Genomic DNA, 24,694 nt, shown 5'->3' on the forward strand with positions numbered 1-24,694 from the left:
CACTGAGGTCTGAACCATGAACCGAACCCTGGCATTTAAATTGGGCGCGATCGCCTTTTTGGTGTTATTGCTGTTGATACCGCTGACTATGATTGGCGGTTTGATCGATGAGCGGCAGCGATACCAGGGAGAAGTACTTCGGGATATTGCCCGAAGTTCCAGTTACAGCCAGAAAATCGTTGGGCCTATTCTGATAATGCCATATACCAGAACAGTGCAGCACCTGAAGATAAACGACCAAACTGGCGAACGTTATCAGGAACAGCGTGAAACCAGTGGGCGGCTGTATTTTCTGCCGGAGCGATTTATTTTTGATGCCGAACTGGGCACCGAGCGCCGCGCCCGGGGTATTTATGAGGCGCTTCTTTACCATAGTGATAGCAAGGTGAGTGGGGTGTTTCGGTTGCCACAGAAGTTGGGTTTGGGTGAAAAACTGGATCAATATCGCTTTGATGCACCCTTCCTCTCCGTTGGTATCAGTGATATTCGAGGTATTCGTAAAGACCTGAAATTGCGTTTGAATAACGAAAGTCTGGAGTTCGCGCCCGGCAGTGGTACCTCTATGCTTGGCGCGGGTGTTCATGCGCAACTGCCCATGATAAATCCAGAGGGTGGTCAGGACCTGGAATTTGCCTTTGATCTGAACTTGCAGGGTACCGAGCATTTGCAGTTGGTGCCGGTAGGTCGCGATAGCCGGGTGATGCTGGCTGCTGACTGGCCCCACCCCAGCTTTATCGGCGAGTACCTACCGAGTCGCCGAGAGATCACCGATCGCGGTTTCACTGCCGAGTGGCAGACCAGTTTCTTTGCGACCAACCTGGAAGAGGTGTTGCAGCAGTGTGGGAAAGATAGCGAGTGTGCAAATTTACTCGGGCGCAGCTTTGGCGTCAGCTTTCTTGACCCTGTGGATCAGTACCTGAAGACTGATCGGGCGATTAAATATGCACTGCTATTCCTCACTTTGACCTTTGCCACTTTCTTCCTGTTTGAAGTACTCAAGCGACTGTCCGTGCATCCGGTGCAATACGCACTGGTGGGTTTGGCGCTGGCGTTGTTTTACCTATTGTTGTTATCGTTGTCGGAGCATATTGCTTTTGCCAAGGCCTATGCAGTTTCTGCAGCAGCCTGTGTCGGCCTGATTGGTTTCTATACCAGTTCTGTGTTGCGAAGCTGGCGTCGGGGTTTGGGTTTTGCCGCTCTGCTGGCAGCGCTTTACGGACTCCTGTATGGATTGCTCAGTGCTGAGGATTATGCCCTGCTGATGGGGTCACTGCTGGTATTCGCGGTACTTAGCTGCACTATGGTGTTGACCAGAAAACTTGACTGGTACAGCGTGGGACGTTCCCCTCACGAAGATAACTAAATTACCCGCAGCGGCGCCAAAGGCGTCGCTATGCCGTCAGCTTAGTCCGAGTTCGAGAATAGTGTCCCACTCACTTGCTTTTACAGGCTGTATCGACAACCGCCCCTGCTTAACCAGTACCATCTCCTCAAGTTCAGGGGTCTTCTTGATTTCGGCCAGTGGAACAGGTCGTGCAAACTCACTGCGCCAGGTTACATCGACACAGTACCAGCGAGGCTTGCTGGGGCTGGCCTTGGGATCGAAGTATTTGCTCTCAGGGTCGAATTGGGCCGGGTCTGGATAGGCGGCCCTTACCACTTCGGCGGTACCCACCACCGCTGGCACCTTGCAGGCACTGTGATAGAACAATACTCCATCGCCCACTGAGACCTGATCGCGCAGGAAGTTGCGCGCCTGAAAGTTGCGGATTCCATCCCAGCGTCCGCTGCCAGTGTTTTCGGCGGCGAGGTCCTGCAGGCTGTATTCGTCCGGTTCGGATTTGAATAACCAGTATGTCATGCGGCAGTTTGTCCCTGTGCTGCGCCGGTTGGTGTTTCGCCGGCGATCGACCCCATTTAGTATGAAGCCATACAAAAGTGTCAAATCGACGCCATATTTTGATGTCTTCAGCGGGAGATTATGGGAAATAAAGCATTTCAGTGGCTTTCACAGCGCCTTTCGAGCCATAAGTCCCAATACTGGGCCCTGCAGCTCAGCGGTTGGGCCGGCTACACCCTAATGACTTTTATCAGTAGTTTTTTCTGGGTGAAAGACCACTGGGTCCATTCGGGCTATATCGCCATGGCCACCACTGCCGGGATTTTGCTCAGCGGTTCCATGCGCTATGGCTTCCAGCGCCTGTGGAACAAGCCCCCGGCAACCCGTTTCCTGGGGTCACTGCTCTTGGTAGTGCTGGTAGCCGCGCTCTGGGCAGCCATCAAGTTCGGAGGTTTTCTGTGGTTGTACGGTAAAGTGAGCGATGAAAACCCGGTTTGGCAAGCCACCTACTGGTTTTCCTATTCATTTATGATTCTCACCACCTGGGCGGCACTGTATTACGGCATTAAGTATTATCAAACCTCGCAGACCCAGCAGGCGAAGGCCCTGCGTGCTGAATCTATGGCGCACCAAGCCCAGCTGAAAATGTTGCGCTACCAGTTAAATCCCCACTTCCTGTTTAACACTCTCAATGCCATTTCCACACTGATCCTGGATAACGATGGGCGCACCGCCAACAATATGGTAATGCGTTTGTCACAGTTCCTGCGCCACTCCCTGGACAACGACCCCATGCAAAAGGTCACCCTGGCCAAGGAGGTGGAGGCACTGATGCTCTACCTGGATATTGAGAAAGTGCGCTTTGCCGATCGTCTCGGTGTGCGCCTGGATTTACAGGGAGAGTCGCCTCAGGCGCTGGTGCCCAGCCTGTTGCTGCAGCCTCTGGTGGAAAATGCGATTAAATACGGCATTTCCCAGTTGGAGTGGGGCGGGGAAATCGGTATCAAAGCGCGGGTCTTTGCTGGAGAGCTTCTGTTGGAAGTCACAGACAATGGTCCAGGCATGTCGGAAAAGGAGTTGCGCCTGATTGGCAAGGGCTATGGTGTTGGCATTCGCAATACCTGCGAGCGCCTGCGCGCATTGTATGGCGAGGATCAGAGAGTGCGTTTCCGCAATCGCCCGGAGGGCGGCCTGTCGGTAAACATTCGCATTCCCTATGAACAGGAATAACGAGATGAGTGCAGTTGAAAACCTGACCGCAATTATTGTCGATGACGAACCCCTGGCCCGCCGTGGCCTGCGGCTGCGCTTGGAGCAGATGCCTGGTGTAAAAGTGGTCGCGGAGAGTGGTAATGGCCGAGATGCCCTGGAAAAAATTCTCGAATTCGGGCCCGATGTGGCTTTTGTGGATATCCAGATGCCGGGCATCAATGGCCTGCAGCTTGTGCAACAGATTCCTTTAGAGAAGTTGCCGCAAGTGGTGTTTGTCACTGCTTACGATCAGTACGCTGTAGAGGCGTTTGAAGTTAATGCAGTGGACTATGTGTTAAAGCCCATTGAAGAGGAGCGTTTAGCGTTGGCGCTGGCGCGCGCTCGCGAGAAAATGTCCACTGCAGATATTGCCATCCAGCGTGAGCAATTGCTGGAGGCTGTGGCGGATTTAACCAAGGAGTCTCCGGAGGCCTTAGAGCAAAAGCTGGTGAGTGGCCAGTTTGCCGGTAGTGCCTATCCAGACAAAATTGCAGTTAAGGATTCGGGGAAAATCACCCTGGTCCCAGCGCGTGAGATTGACTGGATTGATGCTGCCGGGGATTACATGTGTGTACACGCTCAGGGTGAAACCCATGTCATGCGTATCACCATGAAAGAATTGGAGCAACAGCTGGACCCTAAACTATTTCAGCGTATCCACCGCTCCACAATTGTGAATTTGAGCCGCGTGCGCGAAATTAGAGCGCATATAAATGGGGAATACCATTTGGTTCTGGATAATGGTGAGTGCCTGAAAATGAGCCGCAGCTACAAGAGCAAAGTGCAGCACTTCCTTTAACTTTCCTGTGGGCCACATCATTGGAAAATATCGGATGTGGCCTGATCGATAATTCCCGGCACTTGATCGCAAGTCTCTTGTTTGCCGTTTTTATTGCATTAGCCTTCATACTGGTTGGTCCGGCAAGCTTTTTCCGGATGAATTACGCGGCATAGGACAGTGCAGCAATAGTGCGAGCCCGAAAGCATGAAGTCTGTGTAAAAAACTGCATGGTTTTTTCGGAAATCAGTAAACAGGGGCGGGAAGCTCCGTCTTATTCTGTATTTATAACTAAAAAACAAGGGCCTATGGAATGGCGCTGACGAGAGCCGCTTTGAAAAACCCCGCCGCAGCCGGCGTGGCTGTGGTATTGGCTGTATTACTGGGAGCTTTTCTTGCCAGTCGCCTGCCGGTACAGCTTTTCCCCGATATAGAAAACCCCCGTATTGCCATCCAAGCTGGCTGGCGTGCCGCCGCGCCGAAAGAGGTAGAGGCGGAAATAGTCGAGCCTATCGAATCGGTACTGCAGGGCCTCACTGGCCTGGAAACCATGGAGGTGAATGCAGGTCGAGGCGGCGCCTGGGTGAACCTGGAATTCACCATGGGCACCGATATGGATAAGGTGCTGATCGATGTGATCAGCCGTATGAGCAGCCTGCCGCCACTGCCGCGGGATGCGGAGCCGCCGAGGGTTATGCTTGGAGGATGGGGCGGCGATGCCACCGCTCTCACCTATTTCTTTTTGCAAAAACTGCCTGGTAACGCCAATCACCTCGATGACTATGCAGGTCTGATTGAGGATGTACTGCGGCCGGAGCTGGAATCTGTACCGGGTGTTTCCAGTGTGGAAGCTCAGTCCGGTCGCGCCGCACAGGAGGAGCTGCAAGTCATTTTTGACCCCTGGAAAGCGGCTGAGCTGGGCATTCAGTTGCCGGCGATCAGCCGTCAGCTGGCCTCGGCGCGGGACGTCTCTGGTGGATTTACCGATGTGGGGCGTCGCCGCTACACATTGCGTTTTGTCGGTGAATATGAGCCGGCCGATTTATCTGAGCTGGTGCTGGAGTGGCGCGATGGCCAACCGGTGCGACTCGGCGATATTGCCGAGGTGCGGGTTGGACCGTCTGAGTCCCGTGGGGTTACAACGCAGAACGGCAATCCTGCGGTATCTATGCGCATTAACCGCACCAACGACGCAAATATGCTTGCCACCCTGGAGCTGGTAAAGCGGAAAGTTGCGGAGCTGAACGAAACCAAACTGAAAAACGAACAGCTGGTGCTGGTGCAGTCCTTCGATGCCTCGGTGTTTGTTTACCGCGCCCTGAATTTGCTCGGCGGCAATCTGATACTGGGCATACTGCTGGCGGTAGGGGTGCTTTGGTGGTTCTTGCGGCGTATGCGTGCCACCCTGATTGTTGCGGCGGCGATCCCTATTTCCCTGCTCTCGACCTTTGTAGTGCTGTCCGCTGCCGGACGCAGTGTGAATGTCATCTCCCTCGCCGGCCTCGCCTTTGCCACAGGTATGGTGCTCGATGCCGCGATTGTGGTGCTGGAAAATATTGTGCGTCTACGGGAAAAAGGCCTCGGCCCCGAGGAGTCATCGGAGCAGGGAGCCGGGCAGGTTTGGGGAGCACTGTTGGCGAGCACAGCAACAACTGTGGCGATCTTCCTGCCGGTATTTTTCCTCAATAGTGTCGAAGGGCAGGTATTTGGGGACCTGGCTCTGACTATTGCCGTGGCAGTGGTGTTTTCCCTATTGGCCGCTGTGGCAATAGTGCCACTGGCGGCGAAGCTTTGGCTGCCCCCTATTTCCAGCGAGGATCGCCTGGCGCGCGTTTGGGGAAAAATCACTTCCCAGGTAATGGCACTAACCAGCACTCGCGCTCGTCGCTGGCAGGTCATAGGTGGCTTCCTGTTGGTACCTGTCGCCGCGACATATTTTCTTTTACCAAACCTCGATTATTTACCCCCGGTAAAAAGGGATGCGGTGGATGTGTGGATGAATTTCCCTTCGTCCACCAACACCAAAACAATCGAAAAGGAAATCGTCAATGAGCTGGACCGGCGCATGGCACCCTATATGAGTGGTGAGCGGGAGCCGGCCCTGAAGAACTATTACATTATTTCCTGGCCCAATGGCGGCACCATGGGTGTGCGCGTTAAGGATATGGACCAGGCCAAGGAGATGGAGCGGCTGCTGCGTGAGGAAATCCTGGTGGATATTCCCGATTTTCAGGGATTTGCTGCCCGCGGCAATCTGTTTGGCCAATTCGGTGGAGATCGTCGGATAGCTTTGCACTTACAGTCGCGCGATGCCGATGGCCTGATGCGTGCCGCCGCCCGTGGTGTGGAAGTCATGGAAGAGGTGATGCCGGGCACGCCGGTGCAGACCAATCCGGGGCTTTCTTTATCGGAACCTGAGCTAACTGTGCGCCCGAACGACCGTGCAATGCTGGAGCAGGGCTGGAACCGTCAGGATATGGGCAGCTTGATTCGCACCCTGGGTAATGGTCTCTACGTGGGCGAATATTTTGACGGGGAAAAACGTCTGGATGTGATTTTCAAGGCACAGCCCTGGAGCACCCCGGAGCAGTTGCAGAATACCCCGTTGGTCACGCCCCGCGGTGAGGTAGTGCCGCTCAACCAGCTTGCCAATGTTGAGCGCACTGTGGGTCCGGGCAACCTGCGCAGGGTGGATGGTCGCCGCACTATTACATTGAATATTGTGCCGCCCGATGATGTGTCCCTGGAGGAGGTTCGCGCGCAGCTGGAGGCGGAAGTGCTGCCGCAAATCCGCGAGGCTCTGCCGGATGATGGCAGTATTCTGGTGGGTGGTAATGCCAGTGATCTGGATAAGGCCCTGGTATCCCTGTCACAGAATTTTGTTTTGGCGTTGTTGATTCTATTCCTGTTGATGAGTGCCTTATTCCGCTCTTTGCGTGATGCTGGACTGGTTTTGCTCACCGTGCCACTTGCCACGGTGGGTGGAGTGTTGGCTCTACAATTCCTGAATTTAATTGGCTTCCAGCCTCTCGATCTTCTCACCATGATTGGCTTCGTTATTTTGCTGGGCCTGGTAGTGAACAATGCCATTCTGTTAGTGCACCAGACCCGTGCTGCGGAAGATGCCGGCGCTAGCCGGGTAGAGGCAGTAGAGCAGGCATTGCGCCTGCGTCTGCGCCCGATCTTTATGAGTACCCTGACCAGTGTGTTTGGTATGTTACCCCTGCTGGTCGCGCCGGGTGAGGGCAGTGTGATCTATCGCGGGCTGGCTGCGGTGATCGTCGGCGGCATGGCAGTCAGTACCCTATTTACCTTGATATTGTTGCCGGCGCTGCTGCAGACCGGGCGTGTGCCACTACCGCAATTTACCCGCCTGCGCCAAAGATTGGCTGTGAGGAGTTCCCAATGAGAAAGTTTTTAGCCGGGGCCGCCTTTTCCCTGCTCATCGCTGAGCCGGTTTTGGCTCAGGGCGGGGCAGTGGCAGTCACTGTCGATAGGGCGCAAACCCGTGAAGTGGTGCCGAGCCAATGGTCTGCCGGGGAGGTGGTGAGTCGTCGCGATATCCTGATTTCCTCTGAATTGGATGGCGTGCTGGAATTTGTCGCCGAGCCGGGCAGCCTGGTGAAAAAAGGCCAGCGCCTAGCACAGCTGGATGCTACGCACTGGCGCCTTCAGTTACGTAACAGCGAGAGCCGGATAGCGCAATTGCAGGCACGCCTCACTTATATGGATGCCCAGCTGCAGCGGTTGAGCAAGCTGGCGGAAACCAATAGTACTTCGCGCTCGGCGCTGGAGGAACAGCACGCCGAGCGCGAGGCAATGGCCCAGGATCTGCTGGCTGCGCAAATTGAAAGAGACAGGCGAGCTTACGAACTCTCCAAAACCAAAATTGATGCGCCTTTTGATACTTTGGTGGCGAGCCGTGAATTACAGGCAGGGGAGTATGTGCGCACTGGTTCCGAGTTATTGCGCGCCCTGGATATGTCGCAACTCGAAGTGGAAGCGGATATCCCGCTAGCCGCTCTGCCGTTGATCGCTGCTGGTGATACCATAGCCGTGCGCAGTGATGCGGTATCTCGCTCTGAAGGAGAGCGCACCAGCGACCAGGTTTTCACTGGCCAGGTGCGCCAGTTTGTACCCGTGGCCAGTGATAATTCGCGGCGGGTGAAGCTGATGGTGAAGTTACCGCAGAGCGCACCACAACAGTGGGACTGGATTGTAGGAATGCCGGTCCAGGTCGCTGTGCCCCTGGCCGAAGCCCGCGCGACTATGGTGGTGCCGCGGGACGCTCTGGTTCTGCGTAATGGTGACACCTTTGTATTCCGCGTGGGCGATGAGGATAAAGCGGAGCGCTTGTCGGTCCGTATTGGTAGCGGTGATGGAGAGTGGATAGCCGTTTATGGTGACCTCGATAGTGGTGACCGGGTGATTGTTCGCGGTGCTGAGCGCCTGCAGCCGGGGCAGGAAGTGAAGATACTCTCAGAGGTGGTACGTGATGAGGATGGTACCAGTATTGAGGGGGATAGCTGACCAGTTTTACGGTCACAGTTTTATTTAAATAAATTGGGGAACAGTGTTCTCCGACAATACACTTCTGCGACACTTAATTGCTCGTCGAGGTGTCTCATGCGTTTCCTGTTTGCGCTGCTGTTAATGACTATTACCTCAGCACCCCTAGCGGAAACGCAGGCGGAGCGCCTGCCGGATGGGGCGCGCCTTGTTGAAGCCAATGATGAGATTTATTTCTACGTGGGTGGATACTTCTATCGCCAGGGGCCGGATGGGTATACCCGAGTGGAACCGCCTCTGGGAGCTAGGGTGCCGGAAGTACCTACGGGTACTTCATTTTTCCTAAATGGAAAGGACTACCGGCGGGCGGGCAATGGCACCTTTTTTGAGTTTGACTCGCAGGACAACCAATTTGTCGTAGTCACACCGCCAGCTAACTGGCGCAATTACAATCGCAATCCCCTCGCACGCCAGGTGGAAATCTATCAGCGAGCCTACCCACCCAAGTATGAATCTCCCCGGCGTGTTAGTCAGCTGCGCAGTTTGCGCAGTTCGGATCGTAACATCGGCCGCAGGGAACTGTTTTGTAAGGCCAGGGCCGCCAATCTTGTGAGAAGTGTGCACCAGCCCGGCAGGGTGTCAGTGATCAGCTCGCGCGCCTATCGCAGGCAGTACCTCAATTGTATGCGTAAGTATGGTCGTAGACGTTATTGATACCACTTTGAGTCGTCTGTCCCTGGAGTCTGGTCGCTCTCGACTACACTGAAATATATGCCCTCGAGGGGGCATATTTTCTTCCTCGCGATTGTTTCTCCACGGACAGATGTAATCTATGGCGGGCGCTGGCGGTTTCTCCCTCCTTCGAAAGAATTCCACTGAATGCCCGCTGCTTCGCCTGCTTTCTCTCTTTACTCTCCTCATTGTTGTCGCGCTATTCTCTCTGCCCGCAAGTGCACAACTGCCTGGATCGAAGCCGAAGGAATTTAAACCGGAAATTCCCGACTTTGCTGAACCTTCCGCGGATTGGTGGACGGGATGGAGCAATGCCTCACCGGAGCAGCGACGCGAGTGGTTGGACGCATTGCAAACTGCTTGGTCTGAGTGGGAAGGAGAGTTACCGGAAGACGACGAAGCACTACAAAAAGGCGCGAAGAAAATTTCCCAGAGCCTGGATGGGATAGAGATAACCTGGAAGAAGCGTCAGGAATATTTAAAAGTAGAACTGATGCCGGAGGTGAAATTCCCGGAAAATCCGACAGTACTCGACTGGGCCAGAGCGGACTCGGCAATCAGTCGTGGGCGGCGACGTTTGAGTGGGGTACAGCTGGAGGCGCGGCAGCTGCGGGATACCCGCTCCCAGTCCTTGTCGCAGTTGCGCAGGCAGGTGATTGTACTGCGCGATGCCAAAGGCAAGGAGGAAGATGAAGCGGCGCAAGCACTGCTGCTGGCCCAGATTAATCACCTCAATATTATTGAGCAGCTGGCGACAGTGAATGATTTCCTCGGTACTTGGCAGGAGAAAATTGAACTGGCTGAAAGCAAGCTGCGACGCATGCTCGACGATCTGCAATTCAGCGAAAAAGATGCCAAGGAACTCGAAAAAGCTATTGCTGATACAGATAAGAAAATTGAGCGTATAGCCGCAACCCGTACCAGTATACAGAGTACCACCGAGCCCTCCACCGACCCCGATACCAATATGAAAAAAGATCTCACCCTGATGCAACTCGAGGTGGATCTGCTGGAGGAGCACCTCGGCAAGCGCAAGAGCGAATTGCTGCAGTCTATTAACACCGTACTGGACCCGGCGGCAGAGGAGCGCCCGTTAATTGTCAGCAGGGAACTCTTGGAGAATGCAAATACAGTGATTGATGCTACGTCGCGGGAACTCGCTATCCGTCAACGCCAAGTGGTGGCCTGGCGGGGCGAAGATGAGAGCGAGGACCTCAGTCGCTGGTGGAATTATTTTGAACGGATCGGCAGTGGTTTGGCTCGGGCCAACGACCTGGAGCAGGATATCCAGCGCTATGAAAAAGCACAGCTGGAAGTTTACCGCGAGCGCCAGGGTTGGTGGGCCACAGTGCGTGAGCGTGTCTCTCTGGCTGCCCGCCAGGTATACAAGCGCTGGCGCACTTTGGCTGATTACCAGTTATTTACCATCGCACAAAACCCGATTACCCTGCGCCTGATTGCCAAGATGATATTTGTCTTGGTGTGTGCCTGGCTCCTGTCGGTGTTGACCAGGGCTTTCCTGCGCCGCCTGGTGCGCAGGGAGCATGCCAGCGAATCCTCCATGTATAACCTGAGCAGGGTGTTGCACTACACCTTTGTTGCAGTCGCCCTTGTTATTGTATTGAGTATGCTTGGGCTGGATACATCCAAGCTAGCGCTGGTGGCTGGTGCGCTCTCCGTAGGTATTGGTTTTGGTTTGCAAGCCATTTTCTCCAATTTTATTTCCGGGCTTATTTTGTTGTTCGAACGGCCCTTGAAGGTGGGGGATTTGGTGGAGCTGGAGTCTGGTGTCTTTGGTCGGATTCGCGACATCAACGTGCGTTCTACCCGTATTACCACTCGGGACAATGTGGATATCCTGGTGCCTAACACCGAATTTGTTGCCGGTCGTGTAATCAACCATACCCTGGATGATCCGGTGCGACGTATCCATGTGCCTTTTGGTGTTTCTTATTCCTCAGATCCAGACCTGGTACGTGAAGCAGCGCTGGAGGCTGCTGACCGGGTCAATATCACCCACACCGACTGGAAACGCAAAACCGAGGTTTGGTTGATGGAGTTCGGTGATAACTCGCTGAACTTCAAGCTGGTCGTGTGGGTAAACAGCAATATGGTCACTTCTTTGGGGGACTCATACGCGCTTTATAACCTGGAGTTGTTGAGAGAGTTTCGCGAGAAGGGGATCGAGGTGCCTTTCCCACAGCGGGACCTACACCTGCGCAGCTGGGATGTACCGGCCATTATTGGCCGAGCGGCTCGGAAATAGGCCAATAGCACCGCGGCGGGTATTCAGCCTCGGCGAATATGCGTAGTATTTTCCCTGCGGCCGATGTGACAATCGGCCCCGTCCAATTCACTTTGTATTGCTGCGTTTTGCTACCGGGCGCTCGAGCAATAGTAACAAGGAAACGCCCGTGCTGATCATCCCTATCGAGAATAAGCCGGACTGGCGCCGCCCGCCGTTGATGTGCTTTGCGTTGATACTCGCAAATTTACTGGTATTTATGTTTTACCAAGGCGGTGATGAAGCTCGTTGGCTGGAGGCTGAAGATTACTATTTTGCCAGTGATCTTCCGGATCTGGAGGAGCAGCGTTTTCTGATGTATGTCGATGAAATGCATCCCGAATGGCGCCTACAGATGGATGCGGAAGGCGAGGAGTTTGTCTACCGGGAGCTGCTGTGGAATCCGGAGTTTCACCACTGGCTGTTACCTAAATTAGAGCTGGAAGGGCAAACCCTGTGGCTGCAGCAGCGCGAGCACTTTGCCGGGTTACGTGATCGTATCAGCAGTATGGCCTTGGGCCTAACACCGGCGGAGCCGAGTATTGGAGGCATGTTTGGGCATATGTTCCTGCACGGAAGTTGGGATCATCTTATCGGCAATATGATTTTCCTGCTGCTATTTGGTTTGTCGGTAGAGCTGGCGCTTGGCGGGCTCTGGTTTATCACACTCTATTTGCTTGGGGGCCTGGCCGCTGCTGGCTTACATATGCTGGTGGAGGCTGGTAGCTATGTGCCAATGGTCGGTGCTTCTGGAGCCGTGTCGGCGATTATGGGAATGTTTGTCGCTATCTACGGAGTGCGGCGCCTGCGTTTTTTCTACACTGTTGGCTTTATGTTTGGCGAATTCAGTGCCCCGGCACTAATGGTATTGCCCTTGTGGCTCGGCAAGGAAATTTTCGGCTATCTCTACGGAGATGCCGGTATTGCTTACTGGGCTCATACCGGTGGCCTTTTGGCTGGTTTTGCCTTGGCGCTAATGTTGATTTACTGGCGTCCGCCAGTTCGGGTTATGCCAGAAGAAGAGGAAGAACTGCCGTCGCCACAAAAAAGTGCTCTCACTCGTATCGATCGCTTTCAGGAGGAGGGCAAATTGTTGGAGGCCGCCGACGCTGCGGCCGCTGCGGTGCGGCAGTACCCGGATTTTTTGCCGCTCATCCTGCGCTATATAGAACTGACCGCTGTTTCCCCGGATAGTGAGGCCTACCACCGCGCCAACCTGGCACTATTTTCCCAGGCGGCCAATTCGCGGATTGATACTTATGTCCTGGCAGATGGATATCGCAGCTATTTGCAGGCTACTCAACAACCTCACGCATTGAGCTCTAAAGCGTGCCTGTTAATGGCACGCCGCGCTGCGGAAGCTAAAAACTGGCCGTGGTTGGAGGAGCTGCTTCAGAGACTAATTTCACAGGGGGTACAGCACCCATTAATACCCAAGCTCGGTTTGGCCCTGGTAAATTATTACCGGCGTATGGGAGAGGAAGGCAGTGCGCGGAAAATGAAAGAATTAACCCAGGCAGTGGAGATACAGGGGCAATCCTAGTAGCGACCTTTTAAATTTGGTAGGGAGAGCACAATTTTTAGGTCACCAGTAAAAGATTGGATAGGTTTAGGAAAAGCATGAGTAAAAATATTCTTAAGAATGAAGAAATTCTGGAAATGGAAGGCGAAAAGAAGGTGCACTTCCTCAATCCAAATGCCGTGCGCCGCAATAAATCTCTCGGAGATATGACCGGAATTACCGGTTTTGGATTTCATGTTATTGAAATAGAACCGGGTTATGAGTCTACGGAATTTCACTGCCATCAATTCGAGGATGAGTGTGTTTATATCCTGCAAGGTCAGGCGCAAGTTCAAATTGGTGAGAAGGTATACGGGGTATCGGAAGGGGATTTTATTGGTTATCCGGCTGGTGGACTGCCACATGCAATGAAAAATACCGGCACTGAGACCTTGCGCTGTATTGTAGTGGGCCAGCGCCTGGATCATGATGTGGCCGACTACCCCAATAAAAGTAAGAGGATTTACCGCAATAAAGGGCTGCCCTGGGAGCTGGTAAATCACGATGATATCGAGAAACCCAGGTAAATTGACCGATTTCTTTCCTCATGACCGCCAAGATTCGTGTTTTCTATAATTCCGCCTGCCCAGTGTGCAATGCGGGTATTAGTGCTCAAAAGAAAAAGCTCAGTACCTGTGAAGTAGCCTGGGAAGATGTACATCTGGATAATGCCAAGGCAGAAGAGCTCAATGTGGACCTAGAGTCTGTGCGTGAGCGTTTGCACGTGATTGATACACAAGGGAGGCTACAGGTTGGTTTCGAGGCGTTTATTACAATTTGGGAGAACTCCCCTGGCGAGCATTGGAAAGCAAAAGTGTCCAAGGTTCCAGGAGTGCGTTGGGGACTCAACAAAGCTTACAATGGATTTGCCCGCTGCCTATATCTGTGGAATAAGGCTCTAAAGCACTGGTGATCTCTTCTGTCAGATCGATCAGTTTGTGGTTTCTGCGTTACTCAAAACTTTCCACTGGCTGTGTGCTTGGTGAGTAGCAAATAAACAGCATCCAGTTGCGGATATTTTCCTTGTGAAGGCTATTTAGCATTTGTGCCACCAGTTGGTAACTGTGTTGTTGATAGAGCAATTGGAGCAGAGCGTGACAAATTCCCAGCTTTTTACACTAGAGTGGATTCCATGGCGAGATAAAGCTCGGTTGCTTTATTAGGCCTATTTAATATTGTGTGGAGAGAAGAAGACGGTAGTAATACTCTTTGAGAAATTTATCGTTGGGATAGTGGAGTAGTCGTCGAGTATTTTTGACGTACTGTTAGAATGTAAAAAGAACTGCAAAAAAATTGGCATAAAGGTTTCAAGAAAGGTGTTGTATGACAAAAGCTATGCGCGTTCAGTTGGTTGAAGGTAAGGCAGGTGATCCGTGGAGCGATTCTGCGCTTTTGAGTTTTACTGGTGGCGATGCTTTTATCCATATTGGCGCAACCAATGGTGCCTCTTTGGTAGCTGCACAACGTGCAGCTCGCCGGCTGGATGGCATGGGAGTAACCGAAGTTGCCCTGAGTGGCGACGGCTGGGATATCGAAAGCCGCTGGGCCTTTTGGGCTGGATATTTCAATCCCAAGGTAACCAAGACTATCCATTGGGGCTCAGAGGATGACGAAGAGATAAAAGAACTGGCTGCCCGCGAAAGTGCCGCACGTTGGGTACGCGAGATTACAAACGGCACACCGGATGATGTCTCTCCCCGTGTACTGGCAGAAAGTGCTGCTGAAATGTTGCAAAAACTCGCCCCTCAGGCCTTAAGCTACCGGATTGTTGCGGGAGATGATCTGCTGCGCGAGGGCTTTGTGGGTATCCATAACGTGGGCCGTGGTAGTGTGCGTGAACCGGTGATGCTTCAGGTGGACTACAACCCAACCGGAGAGGATACTGCGCCGGTAGATACCTGTTTGGTGGGCAAAGGTATTACTTTCGACTCCGGTGGCTACAGTATTAAACCGTCAAGTAACATGGCCACCATGAAGTCTGATATGGGTGGTGCCGCCATGGTCACTGGTGGCCTCGCTCTGGCTATTGCTCGCGGTTTGAACAAGCGGGTGAAGATGTACTTATGCTGTGCTGAAAATCTGGTATCCGGTCATGCTTTCAAGCTGGGCGATATCATTAAATACAAAAATGATGTCACTGTGGAAGTACTGAATACCGATGCCGAAGGGCGTCTGGTACTCGCCGATGGACTAATCGCGGCCTCAGAGGAGCAACCGCGCTGGCTGCTAGATGCTGCTACCCTGACGGGTGCTGCGAAAATGGCTGTGGGACGTGATTTTAATTCCGTATTCAGTTTTGAGGATGAAATGGCCCGAAAAGTCCTGGATGCTGCAGCTCAAGAAAACGAAAAAGCCTGGCGGTTACCTTTAGAAAATTTCCATCTGGAGCAGACTCCCTCCAGCTTTGCGGATATATCCAATATCGGTATTGATGGCAGTCCAGGCGCCTCCACCGCAGCGGCTTTCCTGGCTCGCTTTGTGCCCAATGAAGGCCGCAACTGGGTTCATATGGATTTATCCGGTTCCTACCAGCCAGCAGCTAATGATCTTTGGGCCACTGGTGCCAAGGGCCACGGCTTACGCACTATCGCGCGCTTTTTACAGGAAAATTGACTCTTATTACCGCACAAAACGATTACAGAGACAGTAGAAAAACGCGTCTATTATAAGGCGCGTTTTTCTATTTGGGACTGATGAAATTGGCACAGCTGGTGGTCCAGTGTTTTGTTGAATCCAGTGTGATTAATATCCAGTGGCTAGTTAACCAGCAACAAAGAATTTTGTAATACTATCCGCGCTCTGGTAAGAAAATAAAAGGGGAGATGTAAATGAGTACCTCTGGGGTAACAGAAACGAACTCGGTGAAGCAGATCCGTTGCGCCAACTGCCAGACTGAATTACTGGGGCCACACTGCTACTCCTGTGGCCAACCTATTAAGGGGATGGTTCGGCACTTTTCCTCTGTAATAGGAGACCTTTTTGACACCCTGCTAGCATTAGACTCCCGTATCTGGAAAACCCTGCCACCCCTTCTTTTTAAGCCTGGCTTTCTAACCGCTGAATACTTTGCAGGTCGCAGGGTACGTTATGTCAGTCCTGTACGTCTGTTTATTTTTTTGTGCGTAACTACATTCTTTGTAGTGCGTATGAGTAGCGACTGGAGTATCAACTTCGGTGCTGATAGTAGTAGCTCGAAAGAGGCAGTTAATATTGCTGAAAAAAAAGTAAATGACGCCCTGGATACAGTGGAGCAGGCAAAGTTAGCTAATGCTAATAATCCAGAACTTTTAGCTGAGCTGAATAAAGTTCAACTAAATTTGACGGATGATACTGAGGCGTTGCAGGATGAGGCAGCCACTATTGAAAGTGGAACAAGTGAGCCGGAGAAATTAACGAAAGCTGAGGTTACCTCGGGGTTAAAACAGGCAATTACCGAAGTAGACCGGGATTTTTTAGAAATTGATGGTTTACCGGAGGGGTTCACGAATTGGCTTGATAAAGAGGTTGCCAGGGCACAAGACAATATTGCACGAGTCTCCGATGACCCAAACCGCTTTAAAAAGGCGTTTCTGGGTTCTCTTCCCTCTACGTTACTTATTTTGGTGCCACTCTTTGCACTAATGCTTTGGGTAATTTATCTCTTTAAGCGCCGCCTCTATATGGAGCATCTGATAGTCGCTCTTCATAGTCATGCCTTTATTTGTTTTGTATTGTTGCTGGTGACTTTACTGGGAGATCTTCAAGATTGGCTAACTAACAACAGTTTGATTGATACTTTATGTAATTGGACCCTGGTAGCACTTATCTTATGGATACCTATTTACCTTCTGCTTATGCAAAAACGGATTTACCAGCAGGGTTGGATTATAACTCTGATGAAATATTGGGCATTAGGTATTTTGTATCCTGTATTGTTGATATTTGGTGCAACCCTGACAGCCCTATATACTCTTGCTGAACTTTAAATATTGAAAATAACGAATTGGCTTTCAACGTTAACGCTCCTTTATCATAGAACGATGATATAAAAAACAGAATACACTTATAAGAAAATAGTAATCCTGGGAAAATCTATTGCAGTACTTTCTGTGATTGCTTTGGAGTGACTGTTGCTAAGGGAATCATCAATTCGCCTGAGTTTGGGGTTATATTTTGCTCTAAAATTTGATGCTTTTGAAATTAGTATATAAAAAATCAACAAATAAGATTAATTTAGGTTGTACTTCTATAATACGTTGTTTTCTATTCTTTTCCCCTAAGTATTTTTGTTGGGTGGGTAGGGTTAGTTGAAGTGAGTCTGTATGTGAGTAGTTTAGCGCCAGTAACTGTTTTTGGCTCGTTTAAAGAGTTGTACCGCTTATTTCGATCGAAGTAAATATCTTTAAATTATTTGTTTTTGAATTATAAGCAGGCTATCAGGAGCTATTCCACTAGAAATATATCCTTACAGTGCTTATACATGAATTGAAACTACGCCATTATTTTTCGATAGTACATAGAATTTTATAAATGCCTTCTTAAAATCGGTTTGCTCATCAAGTAATCCTGAAACTCTTACCAGTTATTGATTGAGCATATTTTTTGATATTAATATTTCTTAGGGAGGATGATATGTTGAGGCATTTATTAGCTCTTTTGGCTTTAGGATTAACTTGGTCCTTGGTAACTGTTAGTTATGCAGATCCAATCCAGGATCTGAGTATGCAGAACTACGAGGCGGGTTGGTATCCCAACTTTTGGCAGGGTCAAGGTCCTTTGACCTGTCGTAGAACCTGTTCGATCTGGGTGGGAGGTGTGCCAGAATCAGAAATGACTAAGGATATGACTGAGGAATTTGAGCGCACTAACGTTTGTAAAATTACGCGAGATTCGGAAATTATTGAAAAGCCGATTAATGATCCGCTTTCCCATTGGCTCTATGGAAATCAATTTGATGATAAAGCCAACTGTTATGTCGGTACGCCTTATGGAGTGAAAGAGGATGATCATTATATGTGCTTGTGTGTTTGCGACAAGCCGGACTTAGTGGTGAGTAAAATATATGATCCAGTTTGGGATGGCGGATCGGGCCAGTCGGTGATAACCGTGGATATCACCAATGTCGGCGCATCGGCTTCTATAGCCAGTTTTGCCCGACTGATAGACCCAGATACTCTGGCAAATGATGTTCAGGCTACGCCGGTTATTGCTCCGGGAGCAACTGTGACACTGGTTTTTACTTTGGGCTATTGGGTGTTTGATCCAGATGCGCATCTAGAAGTCACAGCCGACTATAAGGAAATGGTCGAAGAGTGTGATGAGACCAATAATACCTTGGTGTACAGTAAGCAAGGATAAGAATATTTAAATAAGCCTCCCCAGAACAGTGATTGGGGAGGCTGGGATCAGATTAATGAGTTAGCGGGCGAGATAAACGTTAATTACTTGGCAATTTTGTTTATTGACTGTAGCAGTGGGGGAACCCCCTTCTTTCAATTTCTTGTCGAGCTTTTTGGGGACTATCAAATACATACGTGGATAGTTACGCACCAGATAGTCTTTCTTATTGGCGCTTTGCCAAGGGTATTCATAAGTAATAGCAGCTACGCCTCTAGCGAGCGCTATACCATCGGTGCAGGTATCTGGCGTTGCACTGGTTGCAAGCAGGGCTATAGCAATAGAAGAAAGGCTCATACTCGTTTGGCTACAGTTTGAGAAAAAATGGTACATCTCGACGAATAAGCCCGAGTATAGCGTAAGGTAGGAAATATCTATAGTACATGGCTCTAGATGCCTATCTATTTAGACGACGAAGTGATTGAAGCATGACTCAGGTGAAACTTAATCTATTTATGTGGCTAGAGGAAATTTCAGGTGCGTTTCAAGTTGGAATTTAATAGGGCTTATTTGTTGATGTATCATCTTTGGCATAATCCAAGTGAAGCCAATAAAACAAGTATCGCTCTCAGGTTGAGATTCAGATTATTTACTTTCTCGTAAGGCTTTTACATTCAACTTTAAAATTCTTAGGTGAAATAATCTATTTCATTAACGGCAGTAAATAATCGAACTGCCTAAAAGCAGTAGACTTCCATCTCTCCTTAAGACCACATCGTCATGAAAGCCACCATCAAAGCCAGTGAAGTATTTGATATTAAGGTTTTACGATCTTTATGAGTTAGGAGTATTAAATGTCTGTTTAGGCCGTATTTGTGTCTTTTCCGACTTGGATGAAGGTTTAAAATGCAGTCACGGAGGAGGCATTATGTCTAAGAGAATAGGTTTTTTTATTGCTAATGGGTTCCAAGCTTTAGACCTTTTTGGTCCCCTGGATGCATTTATGGAGGTAAATAGCTTTGTAAGTGAGGCTTATATTTGTAGCCTGATTGGCCTTGAGGCCGGCCATGTCAAAACCGCTTATGGTCAGTCTCTAACTGTAGACGGCGATATTTATCAGTTACCTCAGTTGGACTACTTGGTTATCTGTGGTGGAATTGGCATGCGGCAACTAGAGCTGAGCTCCAAGCAGCTCAGTGCGCTAAGGTTAATTGCAAATAGTGCCAGTAGGGTTGTGAGTATTTGCACCGGTGCCTTTGTTTTGGCTAAGATCTTCCCCGAGCAGAGCCACAGAGTTACTACACACTGGCGTCATTGCCAGCAACTGGCTCGGCAGGCCATTAATTACCAGGTAGAACAAGATCCATTGTTTATTGAAAGTGGGGCGATTTGGTCCTCCGCTGGTGTTTTGTCCGGTGTCGATTTGGCCTTGGAGATTATTCGTCGGGATCATGGTAATACGATTGCAGCGAGTGTGGCGAAGGAGCTTGTCATATACCTGCAGCGTCGAGGAGGTCAAGCCCAGTACTCAGACCTGCTTCAGGTACAGTCTGGCGATAGTATGCGTCTCAACCCATTATTGGAGTGGTTGGCTGAGAACTACCAGAAATCTATCAGTGTTCCGGACATGGCGGAGAGAATATCAATCAGTGAGCGCCAGCTTACTCGCTTATTTAAACGCCATTTGCAGAGCACTCCAAGCCAATATCTAAATCAGATACGTCTAAATCGCGCGAGGGACCTTATTACTTGTGAAAGTCTCAACCTGGAACAGGTTGCTTTGCGCGTCGGATTCGCTAGTTATGATAGCTTTCGTCGTGCGTTTTTTGCCCAATTTGGCGTATCTCCCTCCTACTTCAGCAGAAATCATGGTTAAACAGAAATTTCTTTGTGCATTTGGGAAAATAAATAACCCACTAGATCTGCGATCACTGGATTTCCTGTTTCCGCCGTTATGTGTAAGAGCAGCTTAAAACGTAGCGAAAGGAAACTTTTTATTTCTACTGGGTCTTAGCTACACAATATCTTCCGAGAAGCTGACGTAATCATTTCCTGGCTTATTCTTATAATTAATAGATACTCGGATAGTTATCTATCCCCTTGTTAAGTGAAGTCAGTAATTCTCTATTTAAATTTAGTGGAGAGTTTTTAGCTTATCCCCGCATCAGGGTTTTAAAATCCTGTTGCGGGGGGTAAAAAATTTTTTTAAAAGTAATTACCACTCTACACAGATTTTTCCAAAGTGTGACCCTTTGGCCTGGTGCTTGAAGGCCTTTGCCAGATCAGTAAAGGGGAGGGTTTTATCAATTACCGGATGGATATTATTGGCTTCCAATGCGGCCACATAGTCTTGTTGCTCACAGCGATTTCCCACAACAAGCCCTTGTAAACGGGCTTGTTTACCCATCAGCAGGGCGGTTGGAATTTCACCCTGCCTCCCAGTCAAAACACCAATCAGTGAAATATGCCCACCGACCCTGACTGATTGAATCGATTGTTCCAAGGTGGCAGGGCCGCCTAATTCAATAATATGGTCGACACCTTTTCCATGGGTTAACTCCAATACCTTTTCTGACCACTGGGCATGGGTTCTATAGTTGATACCCTCAGTCGCCCCCAAGGCTTTTGCCCGCTTCAGCTTCTCATCAGATGACGAAGTCACGATCACTTTAGCCCCTAGCATGTTGGCAATTTGAATCACTGCTATTGATACGCCACCGGTGCCGAGGGTTAATATGGTGTCACCTGGCTTCACTTTGCCGTCACTCACCAGGGCTCGCCAGGCAGTGAGGCCGGCTGTAGTGATCGTGGCGGACTCTGCATGGCTCCAGCCTGTAGGTGCGAGGGTAAATGCGTTGGCGCTACGAACAACATACTGAGCAGCCATTCCATCAATACCATCGCCCGGCGTATTGCCGAAGCCCCAGACGTTGTGGCATGCAGGCCCTGCTTGCCACTGGGGAAAGAAACAGGAAACTACAGAATCGCCAACTTTAAATTCACTCACACCTTCTCCAACAGCTTCCACTGTGCCGGCGCCATCTGACATCAGGATGCGGCCGTCTTCCGTGGGTATACTGCCGTTGGCGACAAGCAAGTCATGGTAGTTAAGTGAAGATGCGCCAATAGCAACTCGAATTTGATTTGGGCCTGGCTCCCCTGGGTCTTGCATATCGCTTACAGATATGTGATCCAGTCCACCAGGTGCTTTTAGTGTCAGTGCTTTCATTATTTTCTTCCTTTAATCTTAAGTGCCTCTGTTCTCAGGCCCTCTAGCCAATCTTGGTGGCCATTAATCATAGGGTTAGGTCGTGTTTTCGCTAATTCAATGGCTGGTAAACCATTCTGTGTTTCCTGGGTGAGGATACGTACTCGGTCGCCGGATAGATCTTCTATTAACCAGGCGTGGTGAACATCTAGACGAGCATCTCCTTCACCAGCCCATCCATGCCAAGCTACTCGCGCGGGCTGCCCTTTGACCGGGGCAAGGTACTCTACACAGCGCGCTTCAACCGGAAAGCCGAAAGTTTCAAATGAAAACCGCGTACCCTCTCTCAATTCAGGCCCCAGCCCATCCTGGAATTGGATATTGGCAGAGTTTGCATAGTAGCGGGGCCATAGCGATGGAGTGTTGAGTAATGGCCATATATCCGTAGTAGATAATCCGGCGACAATTAGCTCATTAGAGCAATAGTTATCGGTAAATCCTGGAACAAAGCCCTGAGGCCAAATAATTTCACTCATTGTGATTTTCTCGATTTTGACACCGGTCATTCACTTATTCCCTGCGGGTTTACCGGCATCTCGTTCAATCTTGCAGGTCTACTTCAGGGAGTTCATAAGATCATAATGGCGGATAAATATAAGTCTAATTTTAATTTATAATTTCTTATATAGCCAAATCTTATATCTGATTGAAGTGTTGAGTTCCCCCAATAAATTTGATCAGAGGGTTAAAATTACATAAACCAACAATTGTTTAATTAATTAAAGAGTATTTGGCGTTCTTGTCTGCTTCAAGCTGCTATAAGTATTTAGCAGGCATACACCGCTGGTTAACTGGATATCGCTCATGACGAAGGTATTGAATGGGAATAAATTGCTGATGACTCTGATAGTTTGTTTATCAGTAACAAATTTTGCATATTCTGAGAGTTACGACACTGGTAATGAGCGAGACTGGTTGTTAAACGCAGAAAGTGAAAAAGATCGCTTGATTTTGCTGCAAAACTATCTTGGTGGTTTTTCTACTTCAATGTGGGAAGTGGGATATCGATACAAAAGCATTTTCTTAGCTTTACAGGATGAGAATTTTGATCTTGCTATATACCACTGGAAAAAAATAAAAACTGCTATTGAAAATGGCTATCTCAAGCGCCCCGCACGCAAAGCCAATGCCGATGCTATTTTCTTGGACTTGGTATACGGTAATGTGCTTGGTTCATTTGAGAGTAGAGATATCAAAAAGGCATGGCAGGGATTTTCTAACGGTCGTTCAGCCTGTATGAAATGCCATGCTGCTGAAAAAATTCCATGGATGAATAATCAGCCACTATTTCGCACTACTGTAGCTCCACAGTAGTACAGGTTTTCTTTTATATGATATTCGGTATTGAGCATTTAAAATGCCATGGTATATAAGCTTTTTAGATCGTTAAGATTTTACTTCTTAAAATATCTTTGATAGGCAAATAAGTGTCATTTTATGACAGCCTATATTTATCTTTTTGAATTATGGTTTGGCCGGACTGTACATGTTGATGATGTTAAGATTGTTTTTTGGCAGGGTAATAATCTAACAGAATTTTAGAAAATTCTTCTATTGAGTGGCTCTAAAAATATTTTTCAGCATAGTTTTTTGAATTTTTTAGTTAGTTGTTTGCTATCACTTAACTCCTATGCCGAGCCTCTGGTTGTGACATCTAAGGGGATTCTGGTTCCGGTTCTCTTCGCGCTGTACTTTCCATAGCCTCTAAACTTTCGACTCCTCCTATAATTAGCATTGTAACAGGCGGTGATATTTGAATTGCGGAGCCTTTGGAGTACTCAGGTAAATTGCCTTTGGTTATCCATGATGTGGACAAATTATTATAACTCAAAATAATGTTGACCTTTTACGAATCAGCGAGGGAGCTGATTTATCACTCTCAAATCTAAATTTTGAAGGCCCTGGTGGTTTTCATATCGAGAACAGAGGGGATCTTTCTGGACCTGGTGGGAAAGGTATTTATGTCAAGATAGGCGAGAGTCAGAAGGACACTGTAAATATAATTCTTGAAAAATTTCATGTTAGCGGAACGGCTTATCATGGTATTCACATATCCGACTGTGTTCTTCGTGATAAATGTGGAGGTGGCTTGGGTGGCGGTGGTGATGGTTCACCAGCGTCTATATCCGCACATTTGGCGAATGTAAAGATAGAGTCTGTCGGGTATGGAACCTTTGATGGTGATGGTATTCGGATTGATGAACGTGGCGAAGGCAGTATCTATACAACTGTCATTGACTCATTTTTTTCGCGTATTGGTGCTGACGGTATTGAGCTTGATGAAGGGGATAAGGGAGATGTTACGGCACAAATTATTCGAAGTCGTTTTGTGGATAATGGAAATTACTGTGATCCGACAGTCTTGAAAAACTATATCCACAAGCAGCCAAGCGATGAAGAGATGGCCAAAGTAATGGGTGAGAGCGGACCTGTTCTGGGAAAACTAAAAGAGGCCCCCGATGATCGCTGTATCGAACGCCATCTGTCTAAGACAGATGGGGCAAAAGCTAAAATTGTCGCGGAAACAGTTATTGATCTGGATGATGGAATAGATATCGACGAAGCTGCTGATGGAGATATTCATGTTTCCATTACTGACAGTGAAGTCTTGGATAACAAGGATGAGGGCATTGATCTCGATGAGTCAGGAAAAGGAGATGCAGTCATATCAATTATCCATACTAAAAAGATGACAACACCGATGATGGTATTAGGACTCGGGAAGCGGGGGAAGGAGATATAATTGTTCACTTTTATGAGACCTTGGCACGTAGAAATGGTCGGTTTGGGATTAGTGTTCAGGAAGGAGGCGTTGGTAAGGCAACTGTTTCTGCTACCAGAGTGGGTACCCTGCGGAATAAAACCGGATTTCGTGTAACTCAGGAGGAAAGACCTGAAGGGTCACTCAATATTTCAGAATCAGCTTTTAAAGACGATATAAAAACCTCAAATGTGATCATAACTGAGGAATAGTAATTGAGGTTGCTAGCAGTAGTATCCTTAGAATTTGTCATCCAACCGGTTTGTTCTTATGAAAACTTTACTGTGGAAAAGTTTTCATAAGCGACGAAGAGCTAAGGTAATAGCTTTTAAGTTTTGGGGAGTATGGTGGCCTCCGGGACTTGAACCCAGAACCTGCCGATTATGAGTTAGTC

At 49.3% G+C, this 24,694-nt stretch carries 20 protein-coding genes and 1 pseudogene; 17 read left to right on the forward strand and 4 right to left on the reverse strand.

The window, feature by feature from the left end:
* Positions 1-16 precede the first annotated feature (16 nt).
* A complete protein-coding gene (gene creD, locus ACJJJB_RS21055) occupies positions 17-1,363 on the forward strand; it encodes a cell envelope integrity protein CreD (RefSeq protein ID WP_020411557.1) in 1,347 nt (448 codons plus the stop codon).
* A 36-nt stretch (positions 1,364-1,399) separates the two neighbouring features.
* Here creD and ACJJJB_RS21060 read toward each other — a convergent pair whose 3' ends face one another.
* Positions 1,400-1,861, reverse strand: coding sequence for an EVE domain-containing protein (locus tag ACJJJB_RS21060; RefSeq protein WP_445365438.1), 462 nt, complete (start codon positions 1,859-1,861; stop codon positions 1,400-1,402).
* 120 nt (positions 1,862-1,981) lie between these two features.
* Here ACJJJB_RS21060 and ACJJJB_RS21065 point away from each other — a divergent pair, with 120 nt between their 5' ends.
* From ACJJJB_RS21065 to ACJJJB_RS21125, 13 genes and pseudogenes are all read left to right on the forward strand, one after another.
* A complete protein-coding gene (locus ACJJJB_RS21065; protein ID WP_020411555.1) occupies positions 1,982-3,070 on the forward strand; it encodes a sensor histidine kinase in 1,089 nt (362 codons plus the stop codon).
* Positions 3,071-3,074: 4 nt separating this feature from the next.
* On the forward strand, positions 3,075-3,890 hold the full coding sequence (locus tag ACJJJB_RS21070; RefSeq protein WP_020411554.1) for a LytR/AlgR family response regulator transcription factor: 816 nt from the start codon (positions 3,075-3,077) through the stop codon (positions 3,888-3,890).
* A 292-nt stretch (positions 3,891-4,182) separates the two neighbouring features.
* Positions 4,183-7,278, forward strand: a complete 3,096-nt coding sequence (locus ACJJJB_RS21075) for an efflux RND transporter permease subunit (RefSeq protein WP_282951801.1) — start codon at positions 4,183-4,185, stop codon at positions 7,276-7,278.
* Positions 7,275-8,399 carry an efflux RND transporter periplasmic adaptor subunit gene (locus ACJJJB_RS21080; RefSeq protein WP_445365439.1) on the forward strand — a complete coding sequence of 375 codons (1,125 nt, stop codon included), beginning with the start codon at positions 7,275-7,277 and terminating at the stop codon, positions 8,397-8,399. The genes ACJJJB_RS21075 and ACJJJB_RS21080 overlap by 4 nt, the downstream gene beginning before the upstream one ends.
* A 96-nt stretch (positions 8,400-8,495) precedes the next feature.
* Positions 8,496-9,092 (forward strand): DUF6515 family protein, encoded by a 597-nt coding sequence (locus ACJJJB_RS21085; protein ID WP_445365440.1) that lies wholly within the window; start codon positions 8,496-8,498, stop codon positions 9,090-9,092.
* Positions 9,093-9,210: 118 nt separating this feature from the next.
* Positions 9,211-11,376, forward strand: a complete 2,166-nt coding sequence (locus ACJJJB_RS21090; protein WP_282951799.1) for a mechanosensitive ion channel domain-containing protein — start codon at positions 9,211-9,213, stop codon at positions 11,374-11,376.
* A gap of 148 nt (positions 11,377-11,524) precedes the next feature.
* Entirely contained in the window at positions 11,525-12,937 is a 1,413-nt protein-coding gene (locus tag ACJJJB_RS21095; RefSeq protein ID WP_020411549.1) for a rhomboid family intramembrane serine protease, read from the forward strand.
* A gap of 77 nt (positions 12,938-13,014) precedes the next feature.
* Complete coding sequence (locus ACJJJB_RS21100) at positions 13,015-13,482, forward strand: cupin domain-containing protein (RefSeq protein ID WP_282951797.1); 468 nt, start codon at positions 13,015-13,017, stop codon at positions 13,480-13,482.
* 20 nt (positions 13,483-13,502) lie between these two features.
* Positions 13,503-13,868 (forward strand): thiol-disulfide oxidoreductase DCC family protein, encoded by a 366-nt coding sequence (locus tag ACJJJB_RS21105; RefSeq protein WP_282951796.1) that lies wholly within the window; start codon positions 13,503-13,505, stop codon positions 13,866-13,868.
* Positions 13,869-14,278: 410 nt separating this feature from the next.
* The gene (gene pepB, locus ACJJJB_RS21110) at positions 14,279-15,568 is read left to right on the forward strand and encodes an aminopeptidase PepB (RefSeq protein ID WP_445365441.1); all 1,290 of its coding nucleotides are present in this window, start codon (positions 14,279-14,281) and stop codon (positions 15,566-15,568) included.
* A 329-nt stretch (positions 15,569-15,897) separates the two neighbouring features.
* Positions 15,898-16,077: pseudogene (locus ACJJJB_RS21115) on the forward strand (DUF3667 domain-containing protein); the annotation flags it as partial.
* Positions 16,078-16,101: 24 nt separating this feature from the next.
* A complete protein-coding gene (locus ACJJJB_RS21120) occupies positions 16,102-16,920 on the forward strand; it encodes a hypothetical protein (RefSeq protein ID WP_445366298.1) in 819 nt (272 codons plus the stop codon).
* A 646-nt stretch (positions 16,921-17,566) separates the two neighbouring features.
* Positions 17,567-18,292: a CARDB domain-containing protein gene (locus ACJJJB_RS21125; RefSeq protein WP_445365442.1), complete on the forward strand. Its 726-nt coding sequence runs from the start codon at positions 17,567-17,569 to the stop codon at positions 18,290-18,292.
* A 60-nt stretch (positions 18,293-18,352) separates the two neighbouring features.
* Here ACJJJB_RS21125 and ACJJJB_RS21130 read toward each other — a convergent pair whose 3' ends face one another.
* On the reverse strand, positions 18,353-18,628 hold the full coding sequence (locus ACJJJB_RS21130; RefSeq protein WP_020411543.1) for a hypothetical protein: 276 nt from the start codon (positions 18,626-18,628) through the stop codon (positions 18,353-18,355).
* 571 nt (positions 18,629-19,199) lie between these two features.
* Here ACJJJB_RS21130 and ACJJJB_RS21135 point away from each other — a divergent pair.
* Positions 19,200-20,147, forward strand: a complete 948-nt coding sequence (locus ACJJJB_RS21135) for a GlxA family transcriptional regulator (RefSeq protein ID WP_445365443.1) — start codon at positions 19,200-19,202, stop codon at positions 20,145-20,147.
* A 339-nt stretch (positions 20,148-20,486) separates the two neighbouring features.
* Here the strand turns inward: ACJJJB_RS21135 and ACJJJB_RS21140 are convergent, their stop codons facing one another.
* Positions 20,487-21,500: a zinc-dependent alcohol dehydrogenase family protein gene (locus ACJJJB_RS21140; protein WP_445365444.1), complete on the reverse strand. Its 1,014-nt coding sequence runs from the start codon at positions 21,498-21,500 to the stop codon at positions 20,487-20,489.
* The gene (locus ACJJJB_RS21145; protein ID WP_445365445.1) at positions 21,500-22,045 is read right to left on the reverse strand and encodes an SRPBCC family protein; all 546 of its coding nucleotides are present in this window, start codon (positions 22,043-22,045) and stop codon (positions 21,500-21,502) included. The genes ACJJJB_RS21140 and ACJJJB_RS21145 overlap by 1 nt, the downstream gene beginning before the upstream one ends.
* Positions 22,046-22,343: 298 nt before the next feature.
* Here ACJJJB_RS21145 and ACJJJB_RS21150 point away from each other — a divergent pair, with 298 nt between their 5' ends.
* Positions 22,344-22,853, forward strand: a complete 510-nt coding sequence (locus ACJJJB_RS21150; RefSeq protein WP_445365446.1) for a hypothetical protein — start codon at positions 22,344-22,346, stop codon at positions 22,851-22,853.
* A gap of 775 nt (positions 22,854-23,628) precedes the next feature.
* Complete coding sequence (locus tag ACJJJB_RS21155; RefSeq protein ID WP_445365447.1) at positions 23,629-24,282, forward strand: hypothetical protein; 654 nt, start codon at positions 23,629-23,631, stop codon at positions 24,280-24,282.
* Positions 24,283-24,694: the final 412 nt, after the last annotated feature.

Source organism: Microbulbifer variabilis, from assembly GCF_052468405.1.

Coding starts and splice junctions, on each gene's coding strand:
- ACJJJB_RS21125 (WP_445365442.1), top strand. CDS start 17,567: ATGTTGAGGCATTTATTAGCTCTTTTGGCTTTAGGATTAACTTGGTCC.
- ACJJJB_RS21080 (WP_445365439.1), top strand. CDS start 7,275: ATGAGAAAGTTTTTAGCCGGGGCCGCCTTTTCCCTGCTCATCGCTGAG.
- ACJJJB_RS21100 (WP_282951797.1), top strand. CDS start 13,015: ATGAGTAAAAATATTCTTAAGAATGAAGAAATTCTGGAAATGGAAGGC.
- ACJJJB_RS21070 (WP_020411554.1), top strand. CDS start 3,075: ATGAGTGCAGTTGAAAACCTGACCGCAATTATTGTCGATGACGAACCC.
- ACJJJB_RS21075 (WP_282951801.1), top strand. CDS start 4,183: ATGGCGCTGACGAGAGCCGCTTTGAAAAACCCCGCCGCAGCCGGCGTG.
- ACJJJB_RS21105 (WP_282951796.1), top strand. CDS start 13,503: ATGACCGCCAAGATTCGTGTTTTCTATAATTCCGCCTGCCCAGTGTGC.
- ACJJJB_RS21135 (WP_445365443.1), top strand. CDS start 19,200: ATGTCTAAGAGAATAGGTTTTTTTATTGCTAATGGGTTCCAAGCTTTA.
- ACJJJB_RS21145 (WP_445365445.1), bottom strand. CDS start 22,045: ATGACCGGTGTCAAAATCGAGAAAATCACAATGAGTGAAATTATTTGG.
- ACJJJB_RS21150 (WP_445365446.1), top strand. CDS start 22,344: ATGACGAAGGTATTGAATGGGAATAAATTGCTGATGACTCTGATAGTT.
- creD (WP_020411557.1), top strand. CDS start 17: ATGAACCGAACCCTGGCATTTAAATTGGGCGCGATCGCCTTTTTGGTG.
- pepB (WP_445365441.1), top strand. CDS start 14,279: ATGACAAAAGCTATGCGCGTTCAGTTGGTTGAAGGTAAGGCAGGTGAT.
- ACJJJB_RS21140 (WP_445365444.1), bottom strand. CDS start 21,500: ATGAAAGCACTGACACTAAAAGCACCTGGTGGACTGGATCACATATCT.
- ACJJJB_RS21130 (WP_020411543.1), bottom strand. CDS start 18,628: ATGAGCCTTTCTTCTATTGCTATAGCCCTGCTTGCAACCAGTGCAACG.
- ACJJJB_RS21085 (WP_445365440.1), top strand. CDS start 8,496: ATGCGTTTCCTGTTTGCGCTGCTGTTAATGACTATTACCTCAGCACCC.
- ACJJJB_RS21060 (WP_445365438.1), bottom strand. CDS start 1,861: ATGACATACTGGTTATTCAAATCCGAACCGGACGAATACAGCCTGCAG.
- ACJJJB_RS21065 (WP_020411555.1), top strand. CDS start 1,982: ATGGGAAATAAAGCATTTCAGTGGCTTTCACAGCGCCTTTCGAGCCAT.
- ACJJJB_RS21120 (WP_445366298.1), top strand. CDS start 16,102: ATGAGTAGCGACTGGAGTATCAACTTCGGTGCTGATAGTAGTAGCTCG.
- ACJJJB_RS21090 (WP_282951799.1), top strand. CDS start 9,211: ATGGCGGGCGCTGGCGGTTTCTCCCTCCTTCGAAAGAATTCCACTGAA.